Genomic DNA, 22,852 nt, shown 5'->3' with positions numbered 1-22,852 from the left:
GCGAGGTGCCGGTGCAAGGCTACACGCCAGGCCTGTTCGATCGCCTGATGGATGCGCCCGCCAGTGGCGCCTCGCAAGCAACGGTCACGAGGCTGTCGATCGAAGACCTGAAGGAAACGGTCGCCCGCGATCTCGAAGCGTTGCTCAACACCCGCGTAGCACTGCCGGACGAACTGCTGCAGCAGTTTCCGCAGTGCCGCCGTTCGCTGGTGACCTACGGCCTGCAGGATTTCGCCGGCCGTTCGCTGTCGAGTTTCGATGACCGGGCCTACATCTGCGCCTGCCTCGAGCAGGCCATCGCGCGTCACGAACCGCGCCTGCGCAACGTGCGGGCCACGCTCGAACTGCGCGAGGACGCCGTGAATTGCCTCAATTTCGCCATCACCGCGCTCCTGGTCGTCAACCCGGCCCAGGAACCGGTCAATTTCGACGCCATCCTGCAACCCACCAGCCAGCATTACACGATCAGCAAGGCGCGCCGGCCAGGATCGGCAGGAGCATGAGTTGGAACAGTTACTTCCGTATTACGAACGCGAGCTGGGATTCCTGCGCCGCTATTCGCGCGAATTCTCCGAGCGTTACCCGAAGATCGCCGGCCGCCTGCTGATCGGCGGCGAGGTCTGCGAAGATCCCCATATCGAGCGCATGATCCAGGCGTATGCGCTGCTCAACTCGCGCATCGCCAAGCGGCTCGACGACGATTACCCGCAGTTCACCGAGGCGCTGTTCGAGGTGCTGTACCCGCACTACCTGCGGCCTTTTCCATCGTGCTCGATCGTGCGCATGGATTACGCCAGCCATGCCGCGCAGCTGACGGGTGTGTCCGAGATCCCGCGCGGTACCCGGCTGGCCACCCGCAAGACGAAGGGCGCCACCTGCACCTTCCGCACCGCCTATCCGGTGACGATCGCGCCGGTCGCGCTGACCCGGGCGGTGTTCGCGCCGATCATCGACGCGCCCGACACGGTGCGCCTGCCGGCCGGCGTTACCTCCGGCATCAGCATCACCCTGTCCGCCACGGCCGGCCAGGTGTCGCTGGGCCAGCTCAAGCTCGGCAAGCTGCGCGTGTTCCTCGACGGCGAGCCGTCGTTCTGCGCCGCGCTGCGCGATGCGCTGTTCATGCGCACGCTGTCCGCTTACGTGGAAGAGGGCCGCAGCGGCCGCTGGATTCCGCTGGGCGCCGTGCCGCTGGCCGCCGCCGGCTTCGAAGAAGAAGACGCGCTGATCGATTTTTCGGCGCGTTCGCATACCGCCTACCGCCTGCTCACCGAGTATTTCTGCTTCCCCGAAAAATTCAATTTCGTCGACATCGACGTTGCCGCGCTGACGGCGCTGATTCCTTCGGGCGTGCGCGAACTGACCCTGCACCTGGGCCTGTCCGGCCTGCGCACCGATTCCGATACCGCCCGCATGCTGGGCAGCCTGTCGACCAACAACCTGCTGCTGGGCTGCACGCCGGTGGTCAACCTGTTCAAGAAGCGCGGCGAACCGATCCGCGTGACCCACACCAGGGCCAGCTACCCGGTGCTGGCCGATGCGCGCCGCGCGTTTGCCTACGAAGTCCATGCGATCGACTCGGTCAAGCTGGTGCGCCAGACGCCGGAGGGCGAATCCGTGATCGAATTCCGGCCGTTCTACTCGCTGCGCCACGGCCAGACGCCGGAAAAGGACGGCCACTACTGGGTCATGCGGCGCGACCAGGACCTGGCCGGCAAGCATCCCGGCTACGGTACCGAGGTGTCGATCGTCGACATCGACTTCGATCCCGCCGCGATCGAGACCGATACGCTGAGCCTGGAACTGACTTGCACCAACGGCAACCTGCCGGCCACGCTCACCTATGGCCTGCCGGGCGGCGACCTGTTCATGGAAGGCGGGGCGCGCGTGTCCGCCATCGGCTTCCTGCGCAAGCCCACCCCGTCGCAGCACTTCGCGCGCGGCGCCGGCGCCCACTGGCGCCTGATCTCGCACCTGTCGCTGAACCACCTGTCGCTGGCCGACGGCGGCGTCGAAGCGTTCCGCGAAATGCTGGCCATGTACGACCTGCCGCGCTCGCCGGCCTCGCAGCGCCAGATCGGCGGCATCGCGCAGGTGGCGCACAAGCCGGCCAATGCCTGGCTGCCCGGCAACCCGTTCGCCTGCCTGGTGCGCGGCATGGAAGTGCGCCTGACGGTGGACGAGGAAGCCTTCGTGGGCAGCGGCATCCATGCCTTCGCCCACGTGATCGAGCGCTTCCTCGGCCTGTACGTGCATGCCAACAGCTTTACCCGACTCGTCATCGTATCGTCCAAGAATGGAGAAGAATTATTGAAATGCAGCCCGCGCAGCGGCGATTTGAGCCTGCTGTAATCGAACGCCTGTTCGCGCATCCGCACCGCTTCGAGTACTTCCAGGCGGTGCGGATGCTCGAGCTATGGCTGAAGCGCCACGGCCGGATGCGCGAGGGGGCGGTCGCCAACTTCCTGCGCTTCACGAACTCGACTTCGCTGGCGTTCCCCGCCAGCGAGCTGGAGGCCATCCACGCCGAGCCGCGCGAGCCCGGAACGAAGGTCGGCCTGGACCGGGATTCGCTCGGCGCGGCGCTGCAGGACGCCACGCTGCGCTACGTGCGCATCACGCCGGCCTTCATGGGCCTGCTGGGCGGCACGGGTGCGCTGCCGGCGCACTACACGGAACGCATCGCCGCGCACGTGATCACCACGCGCGACGACGGCCCGCGCGCCTTCCTGGACACTTTTTCGAACCGCTCGCTGGCGCTGTTCTACGAAGCGTGGCGCAAGTACCGGCTGGAGCTGAAGTACCAGGTCGACGGCAAGGACGGCTTCCTGCCGCTGCTGCTGTCGCTGGCCGGCGTCGGCCAGCCGTCGCTGCGGCGCCGCTTCGCCGACGGCGAGCATGGCGGCCTGCTGGACGAATCGGTGGCCTATTTCGCCACCGCGATGCGCCACCGGCCGGCGTCGAGCGTGCAGATCGCGCGCGTGCTGTCCGAGTACTTCGACGTGCCGGTGAAGACCGAGCAGTTCATCGGGCGCTGGTACGAGATGCCCGAGGAGCAGCAGTGCCGGCTCGGCATGGCCAATGCCATGCTGGGCGCGGGCGCCATGGCCGGCGCGCGCGTGTGGCAGCGCGACCTGCGCCTGCGCCTCGTCATCGGCCCGCTCGAGCACGCGCGTTTCGAATCCTTCCTGCCCGGCGGGAAGGCGGCCCGCGCGCTGGCCAGCATGCTGTCGATGATGACCGGCGTGTCCCTCGAATACGAGGTGCAGCTGGTGCTGTGCGCGCGCGAAGTGGAAGGGGCCTCGCTGTCGGATTCGCGCAGCGGCGGGCGGCTGGGCTGGGATACGTTCCTGGTCACCGGCGGCGCGGCGCGCGACCGCGACGACGTGCGCTACGACGTGCACGCGCTGTGACCGCGCCTGACCGCCTCTACGACATTGCAATGACATTTACATCAACACCTGACCTGACAAGGGACCACCTGCATGAGCCTGAACCTCAAGACGCTGATCGGTAAGCTGAACGACACCTGCCGCACGGCCGCCACCCGGGCCGCCGGCCTGTGCGTGTCGCTCGGCCAGTTCGAAGTCGACCTGGAACACCTGTTCCTGGCCCTGCTGGAGCAGCCCAAAAGCGACTTCGCCATCATCGCCCGCCAGAGCGGCATCAGTGCCGGCATGCTGGAGGCGGACCTGCAGGCCGAGGTGGCGCGCTTCAAGAGCGGCAACGCGCGTACGCCGGTGTTTTCCGCGCGCCTGCCGAAACTGTTCGAGCATGCCTGGCTGATCGCCTCGCTCGACATTCCCGACGGCCGGCCGGCCGGGATCCGCAGCGGCCACCTGCTGCAGGCGCTGCTGACGGATGCCGAGCTGTCCCAGCTGGCCTACCGCGGCTCGAAGCTGTTCGACAGGTTCGACGTCGACCAGATCAAGCACAACCTCGACAAGATCGCCGCCGGCTCGCAGGAAGCCGCGCCGCCGCAGACCCAGGCCACGGCAGCGGCGCAGCAGCAAGGCAGCGACCCGGTGGGCGAGCTGTCCGCCACCACGCCGTCGAAGACGCCGGCGCTGGACCAGTTCACCACCAACCTCACGCAGCGCGCGCGCGACGGCAAGGTCGATCCGGTGATCGGCCGCGATACGGAGATCCGCCAGGCGATCGACATCCTGATGCGCCGCCGCCAGAACAATCCGATCCTGACCGGCGAGGCCGGCGTGGGCAAGACCGCCGTGGTCGAGGGCCTGGCGCTGCGCATCGCCACCGGCGACGTGCCGGACGTGCTGAAAGGCGTCGAGATCCACACGCTGGACATGGGCCTGCTGCAGGCCGGCGCGTCGGTCAAGGGCGAATTCGAGAACCGCCTGAAGAACGTCATCGACGAAGTCAAAAAGAGCCCGCACGCGATCATCCTGTTCATCGACGAGGCGCACACGATGATCGGCGCGGGCGGCCAGGCAGGCCAGAACGATGCCGCCAACCTGCTGAAACCGGCGCTGGCGCGCGGCGAGCTGCGCACCATCGCCGCCACCACGTGGAGCGAATACAAAAAGTATTTTGAAAAGGATGCGGCGCTGGCGCGGCGCTTCCAGGTCATCAAGGTGGAAGAGCCGAGCGAGGAGCTGGCCTGCGCCATGCTGCGCGGCATGGCGCCGCTGATGGAGAAGCATTTCGGCGTGCGCGTCTACGACGAAGCGATCACGGAAGCGGTACGCCTGTCGCACCGCTACATCAGCGGCCGCCAGCTGCCGGACAAGGCCATCAGCGTGCTCGATACCGCCTGCGCCAAGGTGGCGCTGGGCCAGAACGCCACGCCGGCCCTGATCGAGAACCTGGCGCGCAAGCTGGAGCGCATCGACGCCGAAGCCGCCGCGCTGAAACGCGAGCAGAGCTCCGGCAGCGGCCACGCCGCGCGCCTGGCCGAACTGGAAGAAGCCCGCGCCGCCGCGGCGGACGAGCATGCGGGCCTGGGCGCCCGCTGGGAAAAGGAAAAGGCGCTGACCGAACGCATCATGCAGGGCCGCCGCTCGCTGGAAGAAGCGGGCGAGGGCAATGCCAGCGCCGGCAACGACGTGCAGGCGCTGGTGGCCGAACTGCGCGCGCTGCAGGGCGAGACGCCGATGGTGCCGGTCCAGGTCGATGGCCACGTGGTGGCCGAGATCGTCGCCGGCTGGACCGGCATCCCGCTCGGCAAAATGGTCAAGGACGAAATCAGGACGGTGCTGAACCTGAAGGACCTGCTGGAAGAACGCGTGCTGGGCCAGCCGCACGCGATCGAAGCGGTGGCACAGCGCGTGCGTACCGCCCGCGCCAACCTGGACGATCCGAACAAGCCGAAGGGCGTGTTCCTGTTCGTCGGCCCGTCCGGCATCGGCAAGACGGAAACCGCGCTGGCGCTGGCCGACGTGCTGTACGGCGGCGAACGCAAGCTCGTCACCATCAACATGAGCGAATACCAGGAAGCGCACAGCGTCTCCGGCCTGAAAGGCTCGCCGCCCGGCTACGTGGGCTATGGCGAAGGCGGCGTGCTGACCGAAGCCGTGCGCCGCAATCCGTACAGCGTGGTGCTGCTCGATGAAGTGGAAAAGGCCCACCCGGACGTGCTGGAGCTGTTCTTCCAGGTCTTCGACAAGGGCGTGATGGACGACGCCGAAGGGCGCGAGATCGACTTCCGCAACACCATCATCATCCTGACCTCGAACGTGGCGTCGAGCACGATGATGCAGGCCTGCCTGAACAAGAGCGAGGAAGAGGTGCCGGCACCGGGCGAGCTGGAAGAGCTGATCCGCCCGCAGCTGATGAAGCAGTTCAAGCCGGCCTTCCTAGGCCGCCTGAAGGTGATTCCGTACTACCCGCTGCCGGACGAAGTGCTGGTCGAGATCATCGAACTGAAGCTGGGCCGGATCGCCCGGCGCATCGCCGTCAACCACAAGGCCGCGTTCTCGTACGACGAGGCGCTGGTCGAAGCCGTGCTGGCGCGCTGCACCGAAGTCGATTCGGGCGCCCGCAACGTCGACAATATCCTCAACGGCACGCTGCTGCCGGAAGTGGCCGAGTCGGTGCTGGGCCGGATGGCCGACGGCGCCGGCATTTCGCGCATCGCCGTCACCGCCGACGAACAGGGGCAGTTCGCCTACACGATCGAGTAAGCGAGGAAGGCGCCGCCGCGGCAGCGCCTTCCGGTGGATCCATCAGTTCGAATCCGGCTGCACGCCCAGCAATTCCTCGATGTGCGCCAGCGAAGCCGAGTCCTTGACCACGGAGCGCAGCCAGGTGTGCAGGTCCTGCTCGCCCGCGGTGGCGGCTTTCTCGGCGTAGTAGGAGACCGGGCTGTGCGGCTCGGTGCGGCGGAAGAATTCGGCGATCGTGCGCAGCTGGGCGATGGCCTGCTGGCGCGTGTGGATGGCGCCCGGCGGACCGGCCGGTGCAGCAGCCGGCACGGCCACGTCGCCGGTGACCACCGCCGCGCCGTTTCCCGCGGCGGCCGGCGCTGCATCCTCGGCCGGCGCGGGTACCAGGTCCTGCATGTCGCGGATGGCGTCGCGCGCGCTGACGAAGCCCGGCGCGTCGTGCCCCAGGCGCCGGTCGGCCACGCGCTCCAGGTCCAGCAGCGCATCCAGGCACGCCTGGGTATCGGCGGCGAAGGCGCGGCGGAACGCTGCCGAAGTGCCGCGCTTCGCCGCATCCAGCTCGGCGATGCGGCGCTCGTCGCCGCCTTGCCGGCGCGCGCTCTCGAAGTCGATGGCCGACCACGCGCCGCCGCTGCCGTCCGTGATCGGCATCTCGCGCACCAGCGGCTTGATGCGGCCCAGCAGCCAGCCCAGCGTGCCGATGCGGCGTTCCTGGTCGCCGTCGTCCGCCTCCGGGTAGAGTCCCCGGTCCCAGAAGCGTTCCAGCAGCCCGCCCAGCACGCGCAGGCCTTCGGCCAGGCCGCGCATTCCGTGCTGCCTGGCGGCGGCCTCGGTCAGCCAGGCGGCCAGGCGCAGGTCCTTGCTGGAGGTTTCCAGCAGGCTGGCGCAGCTGCGCACCACGAATTCCCAGTCGGCTTCCTTCAGGTCGGTGACCCATTCGCCCTGGTCGAGCGACGGATCGTCGAAGGTGCGCGCGTGGGCGATGGCGTCCAGTTCCGGAGAGAAGGACAGGTCGGCGCCGGCCGGCTGGTCCGGGCTGATCGGCTGGAGTAACTGCTCGGCTGAAAACATTGCTTGGTTCCTCATGCGTCGTGACCGCGCTTACTGCGCGATGCGGAATTCGATGCGGCGGTTGCGCGCGCGCCCTTCGGGGGTATCGTTGCTGGCGACCGGGCGGTCGGCGCCCTGGCCCGAGGCGGTCAGCAGCTCGCCATTAATGCCGTTGGCCGACAGGTAGGCCTTGACCGCCTCGGCGCGCGCCTGGCTCAGGCCCTGGTTGGTGGTGCGCAGGCCCTGGTTGTCGGTATGGCCGATGATCTCGATCCTGCGCTGCTTCAGTTTCAGCATGGCGCGCAGCATCTCGTCGAGGATGGCGCGCCCGGCCGGCGTCAGCGTCGCCTTGCCGCTCTCGAATTCCACGGTGCGGTTGGCCAGCGTGCTGTCGAGGATGCCCTGGTCGGCGCTGGAGACGCGCAAGCCGTTGTTGACGGTGTAGGTCGGATTGAGGCTGGTCGCCACGTCGCTGGCGATCTTCTGGCGCTGCGCCTCGTTGGCCACCTCGCCGCGCAGGCTGACGGTGGTGCCGTCGATCTTGAGCTGGCCGCGGCTGATCTGCTTCAGGTCGGGCGTCAGCAGCTTCTGCACATGGCCGTTCCAGTTGGCCGGCGTGGCGACCTGGCCGATGTCGACCTGGTCGACCACGCGGTCGGCGCCGTAGATCTCGCGCAGGCGCGCCAGCACGGCGGCCTTGGTGGCTTCATCGGGCACCGTGCCGGCCACGTTCACCTGGCCGGGCTGGGGCGCGGCGGTCTGCGCGAGGGCCGGGCCGGCAGCGGTGCCGGCGGCAACGGCGAAGAGTAAGGGGATCAGTCTTGACATCGTCAGCTTCCAATAAAGGCGGTGCCCAGCGAGTCGAGCGCGGCCTTGAGGGACAGACCGGGCTGGGCCAGGTAGGTGGACAGTTTTTTCACCGCATAGTCGTCGTTGACCTGGTCTTCCACCCAGTCCAGTTCATCGAAGGCGATATGGCGCTCCAGGCCCGCCTGCCGGTCCATGATGGCCTGCAGCGTCTGCGCCGAGGCGCCCGAAAAGCCCAGCACCAGCGCCGGCCGCCCGTCCAGCCGGGCGATGAACAGCGCCAGCTCGAAATCGGCGCGCGCCAGGAACGGCGTGACCACGTGCATCCAGAACGCCGCCGCCAGGCTGCGGTACATCGGGTCGGCCGGCAGCGGCAGCACCAGGCTTTTTTCCAGCCGGCTGGAGCTGCTCGCCATCACCGGCTGCAGCAGCATGCCCAGCGCAAGGAGGATCTGGCGCACCGACCCTTCGTAGCCGCCCTGGGCCAGCTGGGCCTGCAGGGTGCCCACGGTCTGCAGTTCGAGGAAATCGGCGAAGGCCGCGGCGTACGCGGCCGCCCGCAGGTCCAGCTCGACCGCCTGGCCGGCCGCGGCCTGCAGCGGCGCGCCCGGATCGGCCGCGCTGACGACGCTGTGGCTGAGCGCCGCCAGCCGGTTCCACAGGCGGTTCAGCACCAGCGGCGCATCGCCCACGAAGGTGGCCGGGTCGGGAACTTCCATGGTGCTCATCATCAGGAACGGGAAGCGCCGGTGCGACTGGTCGCTGCTGGCCACGATATGGCCGGCGATCGCATGGCGCCGGCGCGGGCCGATGATGGCGAAGTCGAGCGGGGCGACGGCGTCGTAGCTCAGCTTCCAGCGCGCGTCGGCGCTCATCAGGTCCATGGCCCTGGCCAGCCAGTCGTCCAGCAGCTTGATCAGGGCCGGGTTGTCGCTGCCCTTGACGAAGTCGCCCCGGCCGGGAATCTTGCCGAAGTAGCCGATGGTGGCGGCGGTGGTGGCCGTGCGGCTCGCTGAAGTGCTCATTGTGCTGCTCCTTCCGCTGCCGCCGCCGCCGAGACCACCGGGGCGGGAGCGATGATGGTTTCAGGCAGGCGCAGGCGCTTGAAGCCCTGGCCCGGCTGGGGTGCCGCCGCCACGACGGGGGCCGGCTTGGTGGTGCCGACGATCTTCAGGTTGGCGGTCACGGTCACGCCCGCGTTGCTCCAGCTGAGCTGGAACACGCCGTTGTCGCCGCGCTCGCGCGACGCCGTCTCCACCATCTTGCGCAGGCCATTCGCGCCCGGCTCGTTGAGCAGCACCACGCCGTTGCCCTGCGGCGTGATGGCAGTGATGCGCGCCCCCGGCGTGCCGCGCGCGTTCGGCCACACCATGTGCACCCACGGCTGCGCCTGGCCGCGCCAGCGCAGTGCCTGGCCGTCGATCTCGATGGTGAATTCGCTGGCGCCGATCGCCTTCAGCGCCTGCAGGTCAAACATGGTCTGCTCGACGGCGGCGGTAGCCGCCGCGGTGGCCACGCCGCCTTCGGACAGCGGCGCGACCCAGCCGGGGAAGCTGGCCAGCACCGCCGGCGACAGGTTGACGCCCATGTTGGCCCATGTCCTGGCGCTGAGCGCATCGCCGCGCCGTACCACGAGCGGGCCCATGGTGGTGTCGACGAATTTGGCGATCGCGCCCTGCGGGCCGAACACCTGGCCGATCTCGGCGTTGCTGGCTTCCTGCCTGGATTCGAGCGAGAACGGGTACTTGTTCACCAGGTTCTGGCGGAACGGCGTCAGCACCTGCGCGCCCCACACCTTGTCGATCTCGGCCTCGGTCGGCTTGACGATCACCGCGAAACTCTGCATCAGCGGGCGCACCAGCAGCGCGCGCACGGCCTGCTTCTGGGTGTCGCTCATGCCGGTCAGCATCTGCTCGTCGACATATTTCAGTGCGTCGGCCAGTTCCGAGCCGTTGCCGTCCAGCGTCTGCTGCATCAGCTGCTTGGCGCCCGGGCCGGGATCGCCCTGGTTCCGGATGGTGTTGAAGCGGCTGCGCAACTTGGACAGGTGGCCCATGTAGCCGCCCATCAGCGAGGCGTTGTTGTCCCGCGCGACGACCATGCGTGCCACGCCGGCGAACTCGCGGCCCACGGGGCCCAGCGGCAGGGCGGCGTTCTTCGCGGTGCCCGGCGCCGGAATGTTGATGTTGACGCGCGACGGCGACTGGCGCAGCACCGTTTCGCGGAACCAGGCGGAGATGCCGCGCTGCGCCTGGGCGATGCCGGCATCGGCCAGCGTCGGGTTGTCCCACGAAGTCTGCTCGTACACCACGGTGACCAGTTTGCCGATCGGCGAGATCTGCGGGTCGCCGAGCCGGTTCATCGCGGCCGCGGCGGCGTCGAATCCGGCCAGGTCGCGGATCGTCACGCCCTGCAGGAAGCGCTGCCACTCGCGCGCATATTCGGTCTTGTACAGGTCCACCAGGCTTTTCTGGATCTGTTCCGGGCTGCCTTCCAGCGTCAGGTCGTCCTTGGCCGACGTGCGCAGCACCCAGTCGGCGCTTTGCAGTTCGCGGTTGGCCGCATCGCGGAACGCATCGCGCACGAAGCCTTCCCATGCTTCGCGGGTGAACGTGCCGGGGATGGCATAGCTGCCCAGCACCAGTTCCTTGTCCTGCTCGCCGACGATGCGGGCCACCGTCATCGTCGGGAAGCGGGTCGCGGCGCGCGCCTTGACGTCGGCGTATACGCGTTCGCGTGCCGGCATGCCGCGCACCACGCGCTTGAGGCTTTCGCGCGTCTGGTCGACCAGGGCCAGCTTCGGCTCCAGGCGCGGCCACGACGTATCCTGGATCTGCGCCAGGTGGAACGTGATGATGCGTTCGGCGCCGCGGATCATCTGCTCGCGCGACATGGTGCCGCGGTTGGCATCCAGCCAGCCGCGCCAGAAGCGCGTCAGTTGGTCGTTCAGGTGCGCGCCTTCCGCGCGGGCCGGGTCGGCCAGCATCAGGTAGGTCTTCAGCGCGTTGTAGGCATCCTCGCTGCTGGTCGGCGAGGAATCCTTGAACTGCTGGGCGGCCGCCTGCACCGTCGGCGCGGCTGCCGTTCGGGCCTCGGGCTGCAGCAGGGCGGCATTGCGGTTTACTTCCGCCAGGTAGCCTTCGAGCGCTTCGCCCACCGGCTTGAGCATCACTTCGCGCACGCCGCTGAAGTATTCCTCGCGCAGCTTGCGTTCCAGCTTGTCGCCCTGGTACAGGCCCAGGCTGAGCGACAGCGGGCGGTTCTCGCGGTAGCTTTCCAGCTGCTCGATGCGGTCCTGCAGGATGCGCAGCGCTTCGAAGCGCGACTGCAGGTCGAGGCGCTTGTCCTGCACCCGCGCCGCATGCACCAGGTCGGCCTCGACGTTGGCCACCAGCTGGCGGTTGTTCACGTACGACCAGCTCCAGCCGCCCAGCGCCAGGCCGGCGATCGCGGTGGCGGCGAAGAAGGCCGCATAGCGCATGCGCGTCTTGGCCGGGCTGGCGTACTGCGCGACCAGGTCCTTGTCGGCGAAGATCACCTTGCGGAACAGGTTGAGCAGGAAGTAGCCCTGCTGCCGGTGCGCTTCCTCATGATGCTGCGACTGCAGGCGGATGTCGAAGCGCTGCGCCACGCGTTTCGACGATGCCGAGACCGGCGCGCCTTCCTGCAGCGCGCTGGTGAAATAAAAGCCGCGGAACACCGGCTTGAACTGGAACGGGTTTTCCTCGAACAGCGTGGCGATGAACGAACGCAGCGGCGCCTTGATGGTGGAGAATTCCAGCGGGAACGTGAACACGCCGGGCGGCATGCGTTCGCGCCGCTGCAGCGACATGTTGGCGGCGCTCATGTCCTTCAGACCTTCGTACAGTTCGTCGAAGCGGCTATCGAACTGGTCCAGCACGTGCTGGCCGCCGGCATTCTGGTGATAGGGCAGGGTGGCGCCCCATACGCGGTCGCGTTCCGCGCCTTCCGCATCCTGGAAGAATTCGGAGAACCCGGTGATCAGGTCGGCCTTCGTGAAGACCACGTAGACCGGCGCATGCACCTCCAGCTTCTCGGTCAGTTCCTGTACGCGCTGGCGCAGGTTCTTGGCCAGGTTGATCACGAACTCCGGGCGGTTGCCGGTCAGGTCCGCCACGCTGGCGGCGATGATGACGCCGTTGATCGGCGCCTTCCTGCGGTATTTTTTCAGCAGCGACAGGAAGCCGAACCACTCGGCGCGGTCTTCGTCGGCCACCGAGTAGCGCCCGGCGGTGTCGATCAGGATGCCGTCCGTGGTGAAGAACCAGTCGCAGTTGCGCGTGCCGCCCACGCCCTGCACGATCTGCGAATCGGCAAACGGAAACTGCAGGCCCGAGCTGGCGATCGCCGTGCTCTTGCCTGCCGCCGGATTGCCGATCACCATGTACCAGGGCAGTTCGTACAGCGCCGCGTCGCCCGACAGGTGGCCCAGCTTGGAGCCCTTGATGGTGGCGATGGCATCGAGCATGCGCTGGCGGATCGCTTCCTGTTCCTGGCGCTGGGCGGCGTTGGCCTGCGGCGTGGCGGCGACGGCCTGCTGCTCCAGCATGTCGCCCAGTTCGGCGGCGGCATGGCGGTTGCGCCACCAGCGCCAGGCCCACAGCGCCGCGCCGATGGCCAGCGCCAGCACGAACAGCCCCACGGCCCACGCCGGCGGCAGGCCGAGCAGCCGGGTGGAGATCCACAGCAGCGCGGCCAGCGCCAGGTAGCCGGCCACGGTCAGGCTGAGGCGGGTGGTGAGGAATTGCCAGATAGTGTCGATCATCGTCAAACTCGGTAAGGATTCAGCAAATGGATCATGGCGGCCAGGCCCGTGGATCGGTCAGGCTTGCCGGGGCGGCGGGCGAACCAGCACGGCGCAGCGGTAATGGGGATCTTCGTTGCTCACGCACAGTACCGGCGCCTGCCGTTCCAATGCGTTGCGGTGGGCCAGCGCCAGCGCCGCCACGAACGGTACGGCGCCCGCATGGCCACAGGCGCTGCCGGTGGCCAGCACGTCGGTGCCGGCGTCGAGCTGGACCAGCGCACCGGTGGCCAGCTCCATCAGTTCCATCACGCGGCTGGTGCGGTGGCCGGTATCGGCCAGCAGCATCGCCACGGCGGCCGGTTCGACGGCGCCCTGTGTGCAGGCCTGCGCGCCCAGGTTGCGCAGCAAGGCGGCATCGGGCTTGCGCGCCACGTCGGCGGAATCGTCGCGCCGCGCCGCGACCGTGTGCAGGTGGACCGGATCGCCCCCCAGCAGCGCGGCTGCGGATGCATCGGCCAGCAGCAGGCCGGCCGCCCCTTCGCCCGGCATCAGGCCTTGCTGCCGGGTGGCCGTGAACAGCCGGCCATCGGCAGCCAGCGCATTCACGCTGGCTTCGCCGATCTGCGAATCGCAGGCCAGCAGCATGGCGATGGTGGGCGTGCCGGCCGCCTGGGCGGTCAGCTGGATCAGCCAGTTCGATACCGCGGCGGCGGGCGCCGGCTGCGCCGCGACGCTGATGGCGGCATGGCTCGCAGGCCACCCGGATTCGCCGACCACGTAGTGGATCCAGGCCGCGGCGGCGCCGCGCTGCGCTTCGTTCCACGCGCCGGTCAGTGCCAGCAATACCTGCAGCACGGGAAGCGCCGGCATTCCCGCTGCCGGTACCGAAGCATCGTCCGGCAGTACATGCGGGTGCGCGCCCGCCTGATGCGCCAGTTCTGCGGCCACGCTGGTGGCCATGCCGAGCGCGCGCCACTGTTCGTCGTCGAAGAGCGGGTCGGGCTGGCCCTGCGCCGCCAGCCACAGGCCGATCTGCTCGCGCCCTTCGGCGTCGATCGGGTCGGCCACGCGCACGCTCATGACCGGATAGCCATCGTCGTCCAGCAGTTCGGGATCGAGGTCGCCGCGGGCACGCTGGTCCGTGATCGCTTCGGCCAGTTCCTCTGGCGCGGCGCCATGCGGCGTGCGCAGGGCGGCCGCCAGCAACGCCAGCGACGGCCCGGCAACCGGCGGCGCGGGCGTGGCCGCCTCGGCGGGGCCGCCGGCAGCCTCCGGTGCCGCGGCCGGCTTGCGCAGGTGCCGCACCAGCAGGAAGGTCGCCAGCAGCGCCAGCGGCGCCGCCAGCAGCAGGGCGGCCAGCTCGGTATTCGACGGCGAGCGGCCGGTGCCCTGCCACCAGGCGATGGCGCCGCCCCAGCAGATGCCGAACGCGACCAGCGCCGCCAGGCCGCCTTTGATCCAGGCGCCCATCGTCAGATCTGGTCGATGGTGTTCTGCTGGCCCGCGATCAGGGTCGCGCCGCAGCCGGTCTTGTCGCCATGGCGCGCCACCGGCTTGCCGTCCACGATGCAGGTCTGGTCGCCCGAGACGATGGGCGACGTGCCATGGCCGGGGATGGGGCAGCTGGTCTTGTCGCCCATGCGCGCGATGCCGATGCCGCCGGCGTCGCTCATGTTCGATGCCTCGATGACGGTGCCGCCATGCGATGTCTTGTCGCCCAGCCTGATCACGGGTCCTGCCATGTTTCGTTCTCCACTTCCTTGTCGTCTATCGTTGCCGCCGCGTTCAACGGCGCCGCATCACGCCGGGCAGCCGCAGCTCCGTATGCCCCAGGTCCATCATTTTCCAGCGCCCGCCCCAGGTCAGGCCCAGCGATTCCGCCACTTCGCCATACAGCTGGTAGCCGCGCATCGCCCACGGATCCTTTTCCGAGATGACGAGGCGGCCATTGCGCACGAAGGCGCAGTCGGCGGCCAGGCCGAACTGGTGCCAGCTCTGGAAAGCCGCCGCACCGGTGACGCCCGGCCCCAGCGCCGCCAGCATGTCCTGCCGCTGCGGACTGCGGTACCCCTCCAGCAGCGCCATCTCGTAGCCGTGCTTCTCCTTCATGATGCGAAACACGTGCAGCAGGCGTTGCTGGTAGGCCGCATTGAGCTGCGCCCAGTCGCGGCTCGCCGAGGCGATCATCGGCCGTTCCTTCTCCACTTCCGCGCTGGCGAATGCCAAAGGCGGCAGGGCAGGCGGCGGCACCAGCTGCTCGCCCTCGAGCAGCGTCGCCACCTGCGTATTCACCTCGCGCGTCGATTCCTCGAAGCCGCTCAGCTGCGCATGTCGGCCGCTCGTCAACGCAATCAGCGGCGGCACGCCCAGCAGCACCGCACCGCCCAGGCAAAGCAAATAATTGCGCCGCACAAAGGCGCCGGCTTCACGCAGCGACGCGCTGGATGTCTGCCCGATCGCATCGAGCCGCCGGCTTTCCCGCAGCGCGGCCGCCCGCCAGCCGCTCCGCAGCCGCTTCCCCGTCCCCGCCAATGCCTGTAGCACCAGTGCGCGGCCGGACGGGAACAGGACCAGCCAGCTGACCAGGCAAGCGAGCAGAAAGTACAGCGTGACAGCAACGAACAGCACGGTTGGTCCAATTTCTACAGGGAAAGCAACGGCGTTGAAAAAATCATTGCTTCGAAGTATAACTTAATCTAATGATAATTGGCCGCTTATAATATTGTGTGCGACGCGGGTTCACATATGAAAGCCAGTGGGCTATTAAAGAATTTTGCGCCGGGTATTATATAAATCGCGTAGAGTTAACCATAAAATAATATGGGAGTGTATTTTGCCGCATAATGAAGAAACCGGCCGTACCAGCCGGCCCAGCCTTCTTTCGGAACACGCGCAGCAAGGGCCGGCGGGGGAGGACCAGGGCATCCTGAATAAACTGGATGGTCGCGCGAGCCCGTCCGGTACCACGCATGCCCGGCGCAAACCGGGCCGCATGGGCGGCGTGGCCGCCGCGTTTGCCGCCGTGGCCGTGCTGGGCGGCGGCGCGCTGGCGTGGGCGATGCAGCATGAGGACGACAGCAACGGCGTTCAAGTCGCGGCAGCACCTGCTGCCCCGGCGCCAGCGGCTATGCCGGCGCCCGTGCCGGCACCTGTCCCCGAAGTGAGTTCGGGCGCGTCGGGCGATGCTCCCGTCGAGCAGGCAGCCGCCGTCCAGGCGCCGCCCGCGCAGGAATCGAGCGTGAGCGCGGCAACGATCCTCGACGAAGTGCCGGGCGCCGCCGTCGCCGGCACCGCCGCGGCGCTGGCCGCCGGCACGACCGCGATGGCGGCCCGCAGCTCCGCCAACAACGACGGCAAGGACGAACTGTCCGCCTTGCTCGACAAGCCCGCATCCGCCGGCGCCGATGCAGCGAAGGCCGGCGGCAAGACCGCTTCCACTTCGGCCAAATCGACCGCCGCGAAAAAAGCCGCCAGGGCAAAGGCCGAGCGCATCGCCAAGGCCAAGGCCGCCCGCGACAAGAAAACCGCCATTGCCGCGGCCCGCAAGAAGCCGGCAGCCAAGACGGCGCCGAAGGTCGACAGCGACGTGGCACTGCTGGCCGCGCTGCTGGCCCATTCGAAAGCATCGCCGGAACCGCGCCCCGGCAAATCCGCCACCGGCAGCAAGGGCTGCGCGGCACAAGCCACGGCGGACGCCGCCAAATGCCGCGAGCAGCCGTGCGCAAGCAGCAGCGCCAAGGTGAAGAACGAATGCAAGAGCCCAGCCGTGGCCGAGATATCGGGCTGACCATGGCGGGCGAGCTGTTTGATGAAGTGCGGTCCGCACTGGCCCGGTTTTCAAGCGCGACGCGGCTGTATGCGCTGGAGATCGGCGAGAAAACCGGCCAAACATCCGGGGAAACAGCCGGGGACGACAGCGCGGCGTTCGGCGACGCGCTGCTGGTCGAGGCCTTCCTGGCCGACGACATCGTGCAGGGAGTCGGCGCGCGCGACGTGATCGCCGTCTCCACCAGCGCGTTCATCGACCTGCCTTCCTTGCTGGGCCAGCCGGCCAGCCTGCAGGTCAGCCTGGCCGACGGCACGCGGGCCAGCTTCGCGGGCGAGATCAGCGAATTCGCCCAGCTGGGCAGCGAAGGCGGCCTGGCGCGCTACCGCATGCGCATCTCCCACTGGATCTGGCGCCTGGCCCACGTGCGCAACAGCCGCGTATGGCAGGACACGAGCGTGACCGACATCGTCGACGCGGTATTCGGCGCCCATGCCCCGGCCGCGCGCTGGCGCTGGAGCGACGAGGCCATGCCGTTCATGGACGCGGCGCCGCCGCGCAGCTACTGCTGCCAATACCGCGAAACCGACCTGGCCTTCGTCGAGCGCCTGCTGGCCGAGGAAGGCCTGGCCTGGCGCTTCGAACAGGGCGAGGACGGCCCGTCGATGGTGCTGTTCGCCGACAGCACCAGTACCAGCGGCGTGCCGGACGATCCATCGGGCGCCGGCACGGGCGTGCGCTTCCACGGCGCCCACGCGCGCGAGCAGAGCGACACGGTGCAGGCGCTGGCCGCGATGCGGAGCGTGGGCGCCTCCAGCAGCACGACGCTCAGCTACGACTACAAAGCAAAGAAAGCGGTGGCGGCCACGTCGCCATCGTGGCTGTCGAACGGCGCAAAACTGCCGCCACTCGAATCGTTCGATACCCCGGGCCAGTACGCCCACGCCGACGGCAGCCAGGCGCAGCGCTGGGCCGACCTGCAGATGCAGGCACGCGAGGCGCGCAGCCAGCTGTGGCGCGGCCGCTCGACGGTGCGCACGCTGTGCGCCGGCACCCGGCTCACGGTCACCGGCGCGCCCCTGCAGCGGCTCGGCGAAGCGGCCGGCTACACGATCCTGCGCGTGGTCAGCGTGGGCGTCAACAACCTGCCGTCGAAGGCAACCGAAGCGCTGGCCGAGCTGTTCGGCCCCATCCCGGAACTGCTGCATGACGTGCTGCACGAGGTGGCGCGCGACCTGCCGCCGGATTTCGACCTGGCCATCGAGCAGGCGCGAAAGGCCGGCTACGCGAACTGCTTCGAAGCGGTTGCCAGCGATGTGATCTGGCGCCCGGTGCTGGCGGGCAGCGACGGCCGCGCGCATCCGAAGCCGACGGCATTCGGCGCGCAAACGGCGATCGTGGTCGGGCCGGACGGTGCCGATAGCCCGTCCGGCGCCGAGGAGCTGTACTGCGACGCGCTGGGCCGGGTGCGCATCCGCTACCACTGGCAGGACAGCGGCGACGCAACCTGCTGGGTGCGCGTGGCGCAGCGCCTGGCCGGTGGCGGCATCGGCAGCCAGTTCCTGCCGCGCATCGGGCAGGAAGTCGTGGTGCAGTTCATCGAAAACGATATCGACCGGCCGATCGTCGTGGGTGCGGTCTACAACGGCCAGGGCGAAGGGGGCATCGCGCCGACGCCGGGCGGCGAACCTGCTACTGGCAATGATGGCGCCACGCTGTTCCAGCCGGCGCACGATCACGGCATTTCCGCGCAGGGCAACCTGGCCGGCGGAAACAGCCCGGTGTGGCACGGCGCCTCCGCCGACAACGCCGGTCACCGCAATGCCACGGCGCAGTGGGGCGTCCGTACGAAGGAATTCGGCGGCGCCGGGTACAACCAGCTGCTGTTCGACGATACCGATGCGCAGGGAAGGGTGCAGTTGCGCACCACGTCCGCCGCGTCGGAGCTGAACCTGGGGCACCTGATCCACAGTGCCGACAATTACCGGGGTTCGCTGCGCGGGCAAGGGGCCGAGCTGCGCACCGATGCCTATGGCGCAGTGCGGGGTGGGGCGGGCCTGCTGGTGTCGAGCTACAAGGTTGCCCATGGTGCCGCTTCTCGCGATCCTGCTGGCGATAACGCGGCGGGGATCGCCCTGTTGAAGCAGGCAGTCAAGCTGGGCGAGACGTTCAGCCAGGCCGCAGTGACGCACGAGACGGTGGGGCTGGCCTCTCACCTTGGCGCCGCGAAGGCGTCGTCCAGTGTGCTCGACGAAAATGCCGCACCGTTGCAGGCGATGCTGACCAGCGTGTCGGGCATGGTTGCTGCCGACAGTTTCGACGCTGCGCAGGGCGATGCCGCTGCTAAAAACATCAGCCCGGGGGACGGCAAACTGCCGCACGTTGCCGATGCTGTCGTCGCCATTTCCGCCAAGGCGGGGTTGGCGGTTGCTGCCGGACAGGCGGTGCAGCTATCCAATGGCGAGACCGTCAACCTGATGAGCGGGCAGGACGCCCAGTTCGTGACGGGTGGGCAGATGCGCGTGCATAGCGGGCAGGCCATTGGCGTGCTGGCCGGTGCCGTGAAGGCGGGCGAGGGCGATGCCGGGTTGCAGGTGATTGCGGCAAAGGATGCTGTCGATGTGCAGGCGCAGGCCGATGTGCTGAATGTGCATGCGCGCGACGATGTGAAGGTGGTCAGCGCCAATGCGCATGTGGATTGGGCGGCCGCCAAGCGGATCAGTTTGTCGACGGCGGATGGGGCGAATATTACGATTGAAGGCGGGAATATCACAGTGCAGTGCCCGGGGAAGATTGCGGTGCATGCGGGGAAGAAGAGTTTTGTTGCGGCGGCAAGTCAAGATTACATGATGCCCGTACTCCCCAGTACAAAGAACACTTGGACGGAATTACACGCCGAGTATGACGATGCATGGGCGACACCGTGGCCTCTAAGTGACTTGCAATTCGATGTGGCCGGTACCGTGATCAGCAAGACCGCTACCGTCAACCGGTTGAAATAGATATGGAAAAGAAACCTGCAGAAGACCTGCACTTGCCCGCGCCCAAGGGCGGCCAGGTTATGGTGACGGCCAAGCCCACGGTGACCGAGCGGGAAATTGTCCAGGAACGCGGCAACATCATTCAAACCCTTCATGCGGCGTACCTCACTCTGAACGATGCGATGGCCGAGTTCCAGCAGCGGTGGGACGCTAACCCTGCGATGTCGATTGCCGAAGGAGTGATCGAAGGTACTGCCGACGGCGGATCGACCTGGCTTAGTGACCAAGCCGAGATGTTCGAGAAACAGTACTGGCAGCAGCTTGGCAAACAGATCGAAGAGTTTGCCGGCGGTTGTATTGATCGCTTGGCGATTTATAGCCGCCAGCAGTACAACGATCTGGCACGCGATGTCAATCGACTGGTCGCTGACCCGGACAAGACAATCTATAACTGGGCATGGTGGCAGCAGTCGATCGAAGGCGCGGTCTCTGGCGCGGCACAGGAACAGATCGCCAAGCTAGAAGCGCTGGAAGCCGACGCAAGGCGTACTGCGCGCGCAGTGGCCGGCAGCGCGGAAAAGGCGCGCAAGCTGTATAAGCATCGCGCGGCCATCATGAATTTGCCTGTCTTGATTGCCGAAGGAGATCCAAAGCCAATTCAAGCGTTTGTCGAGAACGAATTGATGGACATAGATCCTGAACTCGCCAAGGCGATCCGAGGAGACCAGCGCTTTGCCATCGTGCTCGAAGTGTTGGCTGATAACGAAACCACGCTGACGTACATCGCCTATGCCGGCTTGATGATCGAGGCGATCCCACCAAACTTCGTTGCCTACATTGCCGGCAAGGGTGCCATGTATCTGATCATTGAGCTGGTGCTGCTGTTGGCGACAGCCTTGCTGAGCGCTGGAACTGCTGCTGCGGCACGCATTGCCACATTGCTGGCGCGCTTGGCGATGACGGGTGCGAGGTTATCAGGCGCAAGCCGTAAATTCCAGCGGGCAAAGATCGCGATCGCTGCCTTCGTGCGTGCGATCGAGGATTTGCAAACGGCTGTCACGCAGATCCATCAATTAGGCCCCAAGCTGATCAGTGCTCGCTCTAAAGGTCTCGTTGTGACGGGCCGCACAGAAACCAAATTGCTGGCAAAAAAGCAGAGCATTCGACGCGACAAGCGCTGCCGGATTTGCGGTAGCACGAAACATCCGACACCACGTAATCGCCGTGGAACTGTGGTTTATAAATGATTGCAATCGTAATGGGGTTGTGAAAAAAGCGGCTTGGTTTTTCTTGAAAGTCGTAAAAGGCGCAGTGAAACTAGAAATATTTTTTTTACTGCGATTGGTAACCTGCTTGAGCGAGGATTTCAGTTGACTAGATTGATCCCCTATCCTGTGGGTCATGAATTGCGTGGTAAATCAGCAAAAGACACGCAATACTTGTCCACTTTGATGCGACGGACTGATAAAAGTCTTATGCCACATCATCCACGTCACCATGGTGTGACGATGCAGGCACACCACGTAATCTCAGCGAAAGCTGTAGTTCTGGCAGGCCCCTCCATTGGTGATAGGCTGGAAGATTTTGGTTACAATATAAATATTCCAGGGAATCTGGTATTTATTCCGTCTACTTTGCAAGGGGCATGTCTGTTGCAGGTGCAGCCCCACCGTGGTAACCATACTGCAACAGATGCGCCGGATATTGATAACAATCGTGACCCTTCCTATCATGAAGGAGTGTCCCAACGCATTTCGAGATTAATGGATGTGCTTGAAGAGAAGTGTGGGGACCCCGGTGTGGACGTGAAGGAACTAGTTGAAAATGAATTGAATAAGGTGAGCCGGGTAATTATCAACCTTATCCAAAGAAAGCCAAGCCAGGCAAAGCTGACAAAGTTATTCGCTAATTTTCAGCCAGGAAATCCTAAAGGATGTGGAGGCGCAAAAAAAAGTGTAAACGACATCTCTGCGCCAATCTGCCCGGTACACAGAAATCATACTGGGCGATGGGCGCCAGGTCAAGAGAATGAAAATATCACATATCAGTTTAAAGAGACTTACCAATTAATTGCAGGACAATAAATGGATAACTTCGATCAAGACTATTTTTTTCTCAAAAAAGACGAGAATAACAGTCGGCTTCCATTCTTAGTCCCGGATGTGAACACAAGTGAACGTCGCTTTGGGAAGATTATGCCCCTAATGGGTTCGGCGCCGCTAATTTTCGAGAACGGCTGGAAGAATGAATTCCTGTCTAGCCACATCAAAGACGATATTGCCGATGTGCTTTTCGATGCTAGTTCGTGCATAGTCCGAGACCCTATCAGAGAGCGGCTATTAAAACTTGAATTGCCCAATGTGTATTTTCACCCGGCTATTTACGTTGATGATCAGGGGGGGTGGCATGAGGATTTTTGGTATCTCGGCCTTAGAGGTTTTTTCGACTGCTGGAGCCGTACGGAATCTACTTATGACGATGAAGTCATCGAAGTTGGCGATCAGAAGCTTTTCAGCATTTATACCTACTCGCTTGATTCCGAGATAATAAAAAATACACCACTGCAAGCGCGGCTCCTGTTTAGGATGGGAGGGACATTAGATGGCCTTGTAACGTGTCATAAATCGATTGCTACTATCTTTCGAGGGAATGGTCGGAGCGGTGCGACGCTTCAGGCTGTTGTGGAATATTAAACCCGCGACCTACGCCGCTATGAGGTCTTGTCCGGGAGTGTGCGTTCCAGCAACTTTCCGGTTGTCGCTTTCGGCAGCGTCAAACTGGCGTCGCTCGACTGGAGCGACACACTGGGATAGTACACATGCGCCGACAGCAGCAAGGCGCAGCGCTGGACCGACCCGCAGATGCAGGCACACTAGGACGCAGCCAACTGGCACGTCCGTTCGACAGTGCGCATGCTGCGCGACGTTCGCCCCAGATGTATGCGGAAAAGCGCTCCGGTGAGCCTGCCGACGGTGAGCCTTCGTATCGAACGACCTATCTTGAGTTACATAAACTGCTAAAAAAATTGCAGAGTGCAGTCGCACTTCATCGGTCCGACGAAAGTGGCAGACCTGCCAAATGTACGCGAGTCATTGTCAACGAAATTCGTGTCAGCATTTTCGGTTTCTCACGCGGAGCGACACAAGCTCGAGCCTTCACAAACTGGTTCAAGGCATGGCAAGACACGAGCGTAACCGACATCGTCGACGCGCTATCGACGAGGTAATGACAGCTAAGCAGACAGCAGAAATGGGCGGAACTCTCCCAATTTTCGATTTATTGACCGGTATAGTACGTAGGGAGCCTTACGGCTGGAGCTGCGGGTGAGAATCTGGAACAGCATTCAATGCTGACT

Annotated in this window: 16 protein-coding genes; 9 read left to right on the top strand and 7 right to left on the bottom strand. The window is 65.8% G+C overall.

Annotation, left to right across the window (positions count from 1 at the left end):
• Window positions 1–11 precede the first annotated feature (11 nt).
• The 4 genes from tssE (at window position 12) to tssH (ending at window position 6,143) form a co-directional block, all read left to right on the top strand.
• Window positions 12–503 carry a type VI secretion system baseplate subunit TssE gene (gene tssE, locus FHS02_RS14125; RefSeq protein WP_137316948.1) on the top strand — a complete coding sequence of 164 codons (492 nt, stop codon included), beginning with the start codon at window positions 12–14 and terminating at the stop codon, window positions 501–503.
• Window position 504: 1 nt separating this feature from the next.
• Complete coding sequence (tssF, locus tag FHS02_RS14120; RefSeq protein WP_137316949.1) at window positions 505–2,349, top strand: type VI secretion system baseplate subunit TssF; 1,845 nt, start codon at window positions 505–507, stop codon at window positions 2,347–2,349.
• On the top strand, window positions 2,313–3,410 hold the full coding sequence (gene tssG / locus FHS02_RS14115) for a type VI secretion system baseplate subunit TssG (RefSeq protein ID WP_137316950.1): 1,098 nt from the start codon (window positions 2,313–2,315) through the stop codon (window positions 3,408–3,410). Before tssF ends, tssG begins: the two co-directional genes overlap by 37 nt.
• 72 nt (window positions 3,411–3,482) lie before the next feature.
• Window positions 3,483–6,143: a type VI secretion system ATPase TssH gene (tssH, locus tag FHS02_RS14110; protein WP_137316951.1), complete on the top strand. Its 2,661-nt coding sequence runs from the start codon at window positions 3,483–3,485 to the stop codon at window positions 6,141–6,143.
• Between the two features lie 42 nt (window positions 6,144–6,185).
• Here the strand turns inward: tssH and tssA are convergent, their stop codons facing one another.
• The 7 genes from tssA to FHS02_RS14075 are packed head-to-tail and all read right to left on the bottom strand — an operon-like array spanning window position 6,186 to window position 15,378.
• Window positions 6,186–7,196 (bottom strand): type VI secretion system protein TssA, encoded by a 1,011-nt coding sequence (tssA, locus tag FHS02_RS14105; protein ID WP_137316952.1) that lies wholly within the window; start codon window positions 7,194–7,196, stop codon window positions 6,186–6,188.
• Between the two features lie 30 nt (window positions 7,197–7,226).
• On the bottom strand, window positions 7,227–8,003 hold the full coding sequence (locus FHS02_RS14100; protein ID WP_137316953.1) for an OmpA family protein: 777 nt from the start codon (window positions 8,001–8,003) through the stop codon (window positions 7,227–7,229).
• A 2-nt stretch (window positions 8,004–8,005) separates the two neighbouring features.
• Window positions 8,006–9,007 (bottom strand): type VI secretion system-associated protein TagF, encoded by a 1,002-nt coding sequence (gene tagF, locus FHS02_RS14095; RefSeq protein WP_137316954.1) that lies wholly within the window; start codon window positions 9,005–9,007, stop codon window positions 8,006–8,008.
• The gene (gene tssM / locus FHS02_RS14090; protein ID WP_137316955.1) at window positions 9,004–12,768 is read right to left on the bottom strand and encodes a type VI secretion system membrane subunit TssM; all 3,765 of its coding nucleotides are present in this window, start codon (window positions 12,766–12,768) and stop codon (window positions 9,004–9,006) included. Before tssM ends, tagF begins: the two co-directional genes overlap by 4 nt.
• Before the next feature lie 57 nt (window positions 12,769–12,825).
• Entirely contained in the window at window positions 12,826–14,220 is a 1,395-nt protein-coding gene (locus tag FHS02_RS14085; protein WP_137316956.1) for a hypothetical protein, read from the bottom strand.
• A gap of 2 nt (window positions 14,221–14,222) precedes the next feature.
• Window positions 14,223–14,492 carry a PAAR domain-containing protein gene (locus FHS02_RS14080; protein ID WP_137316957.1) on the bottom strand — a complete coding sequence of 90 codons (270 nt, stop codon included), beginning with the start codon at window positions 14,490–14,492 and terminating at the stop codon, window positions 14,223–14,225.
• 43 nt (window positions 14,493–14,535) lie between these two features.
• A complete protein-coding gene (locus FHS02_RS14075) occupies window positions 14,536–15,378 on the bottom strand; it encodes a M15 family metallopeptidase (RefSeq protein ID WP_137316958.1) in 843 nt (280 codons plus the stop codon).
• Between the two features lie 205 nt (window positions 15,379–15,583).
• On the opposite strand from FHS02_RS14075, the gene FHS02_RS14070 reads away from it, so the two are divergent.
• Genes FHS02_RS14070 through FHS02_RS14050 form a run of 5 tightly spaced genes read left to right on the top strand, consistent with a single transcriptional unit; the run spans window position 15,584 to window position 22,190 of the window.
• Window positions 15,584–16,537, top strand: coding sequence for a hypothetical protein (locus FHS02_RS14070; RefSeq protein ID WP_137316959.1), 954 nt, complete (start codon window positions 15,584–15,586; stop codon window positions 16,535–16,537).
• Window positions 16,538–16,539: 2 nt separating this feature from the next.
• Window positions 16,540–19,518 carry a type VI secretion system Vgr family protein gene (locus FHS02_RS14065; RefSeq protein ID WP_137317773.1) on the top strand — a complete coding sequence of 993 codons (2,979 nt, stop codon included), beginning with the start codon at window positions 16,540–16,542 and terminating at the stop codon, window positions 19,516–19,518.
• Window positions 19,519–19,520: 2 nt separating this feature from the next.
• A complete protein-coding gene (locus tag FHS02_RS14060) occupies window positions 19,521–20,744 on the top strand; it encodes a hypothetical protein (protein WP_137316960.1) in 1,224 nt (407 codons plus the stop codon).
• A 33-nt stretch (window positions 20,745–20,777) separates the two neighbouring features.
• Entirely contained in the window at window positions 20,778–21,581 is an 804-nt protein-coding gene (locus tag FHS02_RS14055) for an AHH domain-containing protein (protein ID WP_137316961.1), read from the top strand.
• A complete protein-coding gene (locus tag FHS02_RS14050; protein ID WP_137316962.1) occupies window positions 21,582–22,190 on the top strand; it encodes a hypothetical protein in 609 nt (202 codons plus the stop codon). It abuts the gene before it with no gap.
• The last annotated feature ends 662 nt before the right edge of the window (window positions 22,191–22,852 follow it).

The sequence above is a fragment of the Pseudoduganella umbonata genome (assembly GCF_014192225.1).
Classification (GTDB): Bacteria; Pseudomonadota; Gammaproteobacteria; order Burkholderiales; family Burkholderiaceae_D; genus Rugamonas; species Rugamonas umbonata.
This window is presented reverse-complemented; position numbering and strand designations above follow the sequence as displayed.

Bases quoted from the DNA above. Each gene is read 5' to 3' on its own strand.
- tssG (WP_137316950.1), top strand. From the start codon at position 2,313: ATGCAGCCCGCGCAGCGGCGATTTGAGCCTGCTGTAATCGAACGCCTG.
- tssH (WP_137316951.1), top strand. From the start codon at position 3,483: ATGAGCCTGAACCTCAAGACGCTGATCGGTAAGCTGAACGACACCTGC.
- tssA (WP_137316952.1), bottom strand. From the start codon at position 7,196: ATGTTTTCAGCCGAGCAGTTACTCCAGCCGATCAGCCCGGACCAGCCG.
- FHS02_RS14100 (WP_137316953.1), bottom strand. From the start codon at position 8,003: ATGTCAAGACTGATCCCCTTACTCTTCGCCGTTGCCGCCGGCACCGCT.
- tagF (WP_137316954.1), bottom strand. From the start codon at position 9,007: ATGAGCACTTCAGCGAGCCGCACGGCCACCACCGCCGCCACCATCGGC.
- tssM (WP_137316955.1), bottom strand. From the start codon at position 12,768: ATGATCGACACTATCTGGCAATTCCTCACCACCCGCCTCAGCCTGACC.
- FHS02_RS14085 (WP_137316956.1), bottom strand. From the start codon at position 14,220: ATGGGCGCCTGGATCAAAGGCGGCCTGGCGGCGCTGGTCGCGTTCGGC.
- FHS02_RS14080 (WP_137316957.1), bottom strand. From the start codon at position 14,492: ATGGCAGGACCCGTGATCAGGCTGGGCGACAAGACATCGCATGGCGGC.
- FHS02_RS14065 (WP_137317773.1), top strand. From the start codon at position 16,540: ATGGCGGGCGAGCTGTTTGATGAAGTGCGGTCCGCACTGGCCCGGTTT.
- FHS02_RS14060 (WP_137316960.1), top strand. From the start codon at position 19,521: ATGGAAAAGAAACCTGCAGAAGACCTGCACTTGCCCGCGCCCAAGGGC.
- FHS02_RS14050 (WP_137316962.1), top strand. From the start codon at position 21,582: ATGGATAACTTCGATCAAGACTATTTTTTTCTCAAAAAAGACGAGAAT.